The organism is Flavobacterium sp. UBA4854 (assembly GCF_002399805.1).
Classification (GTDB): domain Bacteria; phylum Bacteroidota; class Bacteroidia; order Flavobacteriales; family Flavobacteriaceae; genus Flavobacterium; species Flavobacterium ginsengisoli.
Genome location: NZ_DHEI01000148.1, coordinates 16,445 through 23,430 on the forward strand (window position 1 = coordinate 16,445; position 6,986 = coordinate 23,430).

The window sequence follows — 6,986 nt, forward strand, 5'->3', positions numbered from 1 at the left end:
TTTGCACAGTAACGAGTACCAACACATCTGTTGTAAGCCATATGGTTTTGACCTTCACGACCGTGAGAAGTTGCTGCAACAGGACAAACTGTTTCGCAAGGTGCATGATTACAGTGTTGACACATTACAGGTTGGAATGCAACTTGTGGATTATCTCCTGCTTTTTCCATTTCATTAAATGTAGATAATGAACTAGATAAACCTGCAATTCCTTCTTTTCTTTCGTTATCACCTTCAAAAGTGCTTTCAGAAGAATAATATCTATCGATACGTAACCAGTGCATATCACGGCTTCTTCTTACCTCTGCTTTACCAACAACTGGAACGTTGTTTTCAGCGTGACAAGCAATAACACAAGCCCCACATCCAGTACAAGCATTTAAGTCAATTGAAAGATTGAAGTGGTGCCCTGTTGTACGATCAAATGATTCCCAAAGATCTACAGTAGTAGCCTCAACTTCTTGGTGATCTAAAGATACCATCGGTTTTTCGTTCCAATGTTCAGCATCTTTAGTATTGAATATTTCTAAAGTAGTTTCTTTAATGATATCTCCTCTACCCATTAAAGTTTTCTGACCTTGAACACAAGCAAACTCATGTACTCCTCCAGCTTTAGCGATAGAAACAGATTGAACATTATTAAAACCTTTATATAAAGCGTAAGCGTTTAAACCTACTTGCATTTCTTCTTTAAGAGAAGCTTTTCGTCCGTATCCAAGAGCTAGACCTACAGTTCCAACTGCTTGTCCTGGCTGAACGATAACTGGAACATTCTCTAATTTAACTCCATCAACAGTAATTGTAGCATAACTACCGTTTAAACCACCGTTTGCAACAATTTCGTTTGACAAACCAAGTTTTTTAGCATCCGCATTAGAAACTGTAACGTAGTTATCCCAAGAAACTCTTGTAATTGGATCTGGGAACTCTTGCAACCAAGGGTTGTTAGCGTGCTGTCCATCTCCTAATCCTGTTTTAGTATATAATACTAATTCAAAATCACCAGCAACTTTAGATTTTGCAACAGCGTTTGCAGCTGCAGCAGCATCAATAGCACCTCCAGATAATGACGTAGCACCAAGAACAGCTACACCATCATGTAATACTTTATTCCAAGAAGCACCTGCAGTATAAGCTCCAGAATTTGCTTTTAAGTAGTCATAATAAGTACCAGCAGTACCGTTTACTGACAATAAAACATCTTGAAATTGTTTTGTATTAAATATAGGACGGATTGTTGGCTGAGTTAAGCTATAAGTTCCGCTTGTAAGTTCAAGATCTCCCCATGATTCTAAGTAGTGAGGAGCTGGTGCAGCAATTGAAACAATTGATGCAGTTTCGTCTTCTTTTAATGAAAAAGCAACAGACGTTTTAACTTTTTTCAATCCAGATACAAAAGAAGCTGAATCAGCTAGAGTGTAAACAGGATTAACTCCACTCATAATTAAAGTATGAACACTTCCAGCATTCAAATCTTTAATTAACTGCGCAACTGCAGCATTAGAACCTTTTCTAATTTGTCTAGCTCCAGCAGTACTAAAAGCTTCACTAGCCAATACTTGATTGATAGCTAAAACTAATAATTGAGCATTTTTATCTTCAATTCCAGATACTAAAACTCCTTTTGAACCAGCAGCTTTAAGCTGTTGTGCAGCTTTTACTACTTCAGCTTTAAAATTTCCTTCTAAAGCTACAGGAACAGAAGCACCTACAACAATATTATAAATTTGAACTAAAGCTTGCTTTTGAGCAGCTACAGTCATAGGAACACGCTTATCAGCTGCTGCTCCAGATAATGTCATATTTGATTCAAACTGGAAGTGACGAGACATTTTTCCATTTTGAGGAATACGTCCTTGTGCATATCCAGTATCATATCCTCCACCTTGCCAGTCTCCTAAGAAATCAGCACCAACAGACACGATTAATGAAGCTTTTGAAAAATCATAATCAACCAAAGCTCTTTGACCATAAACAGTTTCAAAAGCATCTAAAGCTTCAGATGATGAAACTGCATCGTATACAACGTGCTTAGCGTTTGGATTTTTCGCAATAAACTCAGCGATTAATTTATCTGTAGAAGGACTTGCTAAAGTATTAGTCAATAATATTACTTGACCGCCTTTAGTTTTTGCATCTGCTAAACTTGATTTAATTTTTAAATCAACAGCTGACCAAGAAGAATCTTTACCGTCTACTTTTGGCTCTTTCAAACGAGTGCTATCATACAATCCTAAGATAGATGCGTGAATTCTAGCATTCGCAGAAAATTTAGCTCCTGCAATTGTATTGTTTTCAATTTTAATTGGACGACCCTCACGAGTTTTTACCAAAAGATTAGCAAAATCAAACCCATCAAAAACTGTAGTTGCATAATAGTCTGCAACACCAGGAATGATCTGTTCCGGTTGTAATACATAAGGGATAGACTTGTGAACAGGACCTTCGCAAGCAGCTAATGTTACAGCCGCTGTACTAAACCCTACGTACTTTAAAAAGTCACGACGTGAAGTCCCAGATGTAGATAAAGCGTCAGCGTTACCTAAAAACTCATCAGTAGGAATCTCTTCAACAAACTCGTTATTTCTAAGCGCCTCAACAATAGAGCTATTTTCTAGCTCTTCAACACTTTTCCAGTATTTTTTGTTTGATGACATTGTATATATATATTAAAATCTTAATAAATCGATTAATAGTGGCATTTACCACACTCTAAACCTCCCATTTGCGCTGCAGTTAATTTCTCTACACCGTATTTTTTAGAAAGTTCAGCATGAATTTTATCATAGTAAGCGTTACCTTCCATCTTAACATCAGTTTTTCTATGGCAATCAATACACCATCCCATTGTTAATTTAGAGTATTGCTTCATGATTTCAAATTCTTGTACTGGTCCGTGACAAGTTTGACATTCAATACCAGCAACAGAAACGTGTTGAGAGTGATTGAAGTAAACAAAATCAGGCAAGTTGTGAATACGAACCCATTTTACAGGCATTGTTTTTCCAGTATAAGCTTGTTTAGTCTTATCCCACCCGACAGCATCATATAATTTTTGAATTTGAGCATCGTAAAACGCTTTGCTGTACTCAGGAGTAGCAGTAGTTTCAGCAACCTCTGAAATGTTTTTATGACAGTTCATACAAACATTTAAAGAAGGAATACCAGCTGTTTTACTTACACGAGCAGCAGAGTGGCAATATTTACAATTGATTTCGTTATCCCCAGCGTGAATTTTGTGAGAGTAATGAATTGGCTGAATTGGCTCATAATTTTGATCTACACCTACTTGCATTAAGTATCCGTAAACAAAATAACCACTAGCCAAAAGCAAGAAGATTGCAGTTACCAAAACCAAGAATTGATTTTTAGCGAAAGCTTTCCAAATCGGAAGTCTTTCTTCTTTTGGAGCGATTTCGATACCATTTTTGTTTGCAACTTTAGTTAAAACCTTGTTTACCATAAACAACATCACAACTAAAATAGCCATTACAAGAGCAAGAGCTCCAAGAATAATGTTATTTGAAATAGCACCATCTTGAACATTTGTACCAGGAGGAGTCGCAGCACCTCCCACAGCCGCAGCTGGTTCAGCCTTAGGCTGAGAAGTATAAGCTATAATATTATCAATATCACCTTCAGACAATTGAGGAAACGAAGTCATTACAGCTTTGTTATTTTCCTCAAAAAGTTTAACAGCAACAGCATCACCTGACTTAATCATGTCAGAACTGTTATGCACCCACTTGTAAATCCAAGCCATATCATGCTTAGCAGCAACTCCCCTTAAAGCAGGACCAGTTGATTTAGCATCTAATTTGTGACATGCAGCGCAATTTGCATTAAAAAGTTCTTTCCCTTTTGCTGGATCACCGCCACCTGCAGCTGGAGCAGCCGCCGCAGCCTCAGGCGCCGCCGGAGCAGCAGCATCTTGAGCAAATGAAGTTAGGGAGAAAATTAACGTTAGCGATAAGCCAAGCAGCAATTTTCTTGAGATCGAATTATGGTTACCCACCTTTTTCATATAGTATAAATAATTGTCTACTAATTTTTGGTATGATTTTTTCTGTACTAAATCCAGTAAAAATCTATACCCTCTTTTAAAACTTGCACAAAAATACGACTTATGAACTATTCTCAAAACCTTAAAATAGTCTTAATTATCAATTTATATCAATTCTAAATAATATTAAAATTTTACACTCAAACTTTAAATAGTATTTTTGCATAAAAACCATCACATTATGAGAATTTTAAGTCCATCGAAAAACCTTTTCTTAACAATTACAACGATTGCTTTCGCATACAACATTAATGCTCAAGACCAAAATTTAACATTGAATCAAGACCCTAAATTTGAGCAGTTACTTAACGAGAAGCGCAAAATTAACACGTCAATAAATACAAACGACACTTACAGGATTCAAATCTTTAGTGGCAAAAGCGACGAAGCAAAAAAAACGTTATCGGATTTTAAAAGAGAAAATTCAAATATCGACGGAACCATTATTTTCAGCACTCCTAATTACAAAGTAATTGTTGGAAATTTTAAAACCAGAATTGAAGCCGAACGAAATTTGGCCGAAATTAAAAAAAGATACAAAAGCGTTTTCCTACTTAAGCCCGGAAAGTAAAACATAGAAAAAATAAAAAAAGCGAGATTTACTTCTCGCTTTTTTTGTCTTTAAAATACTGCACCCCTAACATAATCAAACAAAGATCAATCCGCTTTATTGATGTCAAGAATTTTAAAACCTAATAGAACATAATCTCCTGATCTAATCCACAACTTTAATTCCGCTTGCTAAAAAACGTATTTCGTCTTTAGAAGATTTAATAGCATCTATTTCCGCTTTACTTTTTTTAGCATCTTCGGCATAATGCTTTAACTCTTCAACAGATGTTATTTTTCGCTCTGCATCACCCTCTAAAACCACATTTTTACCCTTCAATGCTGTAGGAACAAAAAACGCATAATCTTTCATTTTAACAAAGAAAGACGCCCCATCTTCTGTCCTTATACTTATCCAACATCCTCTTTTAGGACAAACATCTGTTACCTCTCCTCTAACAGCAACTTTTTCTATTTTATTTGTAGTTTTTAAATCTTTTTCCAATTCTGCTACTGTAATCGCAGTATTACTAAAAGTACTTGAAACCTCTTCTCCGTAATAATCCCCTACAAAAGCATTACCATCAGGCGGAGCTACTTTATCTACAGCTTCTTGAGCAAAAGACAAAGCAGAAAAGCACATAAACATAATTATCGAGTAAAGTCCATTTTTCATATTTCGTTAATTTTTATTCAACTTACTAAAATTTAAATGAGTTAAAAATACACATTTACCTCAAATCATTCTACACCATCACATCTCAAATTTATAAACACAAAAAAAGCCTCAATTTACATTGAGGCTTTTAATTATATTAATTGAATTTTATTTCAATTTCTTTTTGATTGCTACTTCATGGTACGCTTCAATAACATCATTAATTTCGATATCATTAAATCCTTTTATTTGGATACCACAATCATAACCTTTAGTTACTTCTTTCACATCGTCTTTGAAACGTTTTAAAGCAACTAGCTCACCTGTATGAACCACAACTCCATCTCTAATAACTCTAATTTTAGAAGTCCTTAAGATTTTACCATCTGTCACCATACATCCAGCAATTGAACCCACTTTAGAAATTTTGAAAATCTCGCGAATTTCAGCATTACCTAAAATTTCTTCTTTCATTTCTGGCGCTAACATTCCTTCCATAGCATCTTTCAAGTCATCGATCGCAGCGTAAATGATAGAGTAGTAACGGATATCAATTTCTTCTTTATCCGCAAGCTGTCTAGCATTTCCAGCAGGACGAACATTAAATCCGATGATGATCGCATCTGATGCAGAAGCTAAGTTAACATCGGTTTCTGTAATTGCACCAACTCCTTTATGGATAATATTAATTTGAACTTCTTCTGTAGAAAGTTTAGAGAACGAATCTGATAACGCCTCAACAGAACCATCCACGTCTCCTTTAAGGATTACATTTAATTCTTTAAACTGACCAAGAGCGATACGACGTCCAATTTCATCAAGTGTAATATGTCTTTGTGTACGTACAGACTGTTCGCGCATTAATTGAGAACGTTTTGATGCAATTTGTTTTGCTTCTTTTTCGTCTTCAAATACATTAAACTTATCACCCGCTGTTGGAGCTCCATCTAAACCTAAAACAGATACCGGAGTCGAAGGGCCAGCACTTAAAACAGTATGTCCTCTTTCATCATGCATCGCTTTAACTTTACCATGGTGTTTTCCAGCCAACATATAATCTCCAATTTTCAAAGTACCCTGTTGTACTAAAATCGTAGACACATATCCTTTTCCTTTATCTAAGAAAGCTTCAACAACAGTTCCTTGAGCTGCTTTATTTGGATTTGCTTTTAGATCTAAAATCTCAGCTTCTAATAAAACTTTTTCTAACAATTCTTTAACACCTGTTCCAACTTTTGCAGAAATATCATGTGACTGAATTTTTCCACCCCAATCTTCAACAAGTAAATTCATACCAGCCAAACGCTCTTTAATCTTATCAACATTAGCATTTGGTTTATCAATTTTATTGATTGCAAATATAATTGGCACTCCTGCAGCTTGTGCGTGAGAAATTGCCTCTTTTGTTTGTGGCATGATATCATCATCTGCCGCCACCACAATAATCGCAATATCTGTAACTTGAGCTCCACGTGCACGCATCGCAGTAAACGCCTCGTGACCTGGAGTATCTAAGAATGCAATTTTTTGTCCGTTATCTAAAGTAACTCCATACGCTCCAATGTGCTGCGTAATACCTCCTGACTCACCAGCGATAACATTTTCTTTACGAATATAATCCAATAAAGATGTTTTACCGTGGTCAACGTGACCCATTACTGTCACAATTGGCGCTCTTGTTACTAAATCTTCTTCTTTATCTTCTACAACTTCTAT

General features: G+C 35.8%; 5 protein-coding genes. 1 reads left to right on the forward strand and 4 read right to left on the reverse strand.

The window, feature by feature from the left end:
* Window positions 1–2,657, reverse strand: a 2,657-nt coding sequence (locus B3J44_RS21465) for a TAT-variant-translocated molybdopterin oxidoreductase (protein ID WP_286971336.1), incomplete at its 3' end; no start/stop codon positions are given.
* Window positions 2,658–2,689: 32 nt separating this feature from the next.
* Window positions 2,690–4,024 carry a c-type cytochrome gene (locus B3J44_RS21470; RefSeq protein WP_286971338.1) on the reverse strand — a complete coding sequence of 445 codons (1,335 nt, stop codon included), beginning with the start codon at window positions 4,022–4,024 and terminating at the stop codon, window positions 2,690–2,692.
* 220 nt (window positions 4,025–4,244) lie between these two features.
* Here B3J44_RS21470 and B3J44_RS21475 point away from each other — a divergent pair, with 220 nt between their 5' ends.
* Window positions 4,245–4,634 carry an SPOR domain-containing protein gene (locus B3J44_RS21475; protein ID WP_198854503.1) on the forward strand — a complete coding sequence of 130 codons (390 nt, stop codon included), beginning with the start codon at window positions 4,245–4,247 and terminating at the stop codon, window positions 4,632–4,634.
* Between the two features lie 144 nt (window positions 4,635–4,778).
* Here the strand turns inward: B3J44_RS21475 and B3J44_RS21480 are convergent, their stop codons facing one another.
* Both B3J44_RS21480 and infB read right to left on the reverse strand, forming a co-directional pair.
* Entirely contained in the window at window positions 4,779–5,288 is a 510-nt protein-coding gene (locus B3J44_RS21480) for a DUF4920 domain-containing protein (RefSeq protein WP_286971339.1), read from the reverse strand.
* 150 nt (window positions 5,289–5,438) lie between these two features.
* The coding region (gene infB / locus B3J44_RS21485; RefSeq protein WP_286971340.1) for a translation initiation factor IF-2 at window positions 5,439–6,986 on the reverse strand (1,548 nt) is incomplete at its 5' end.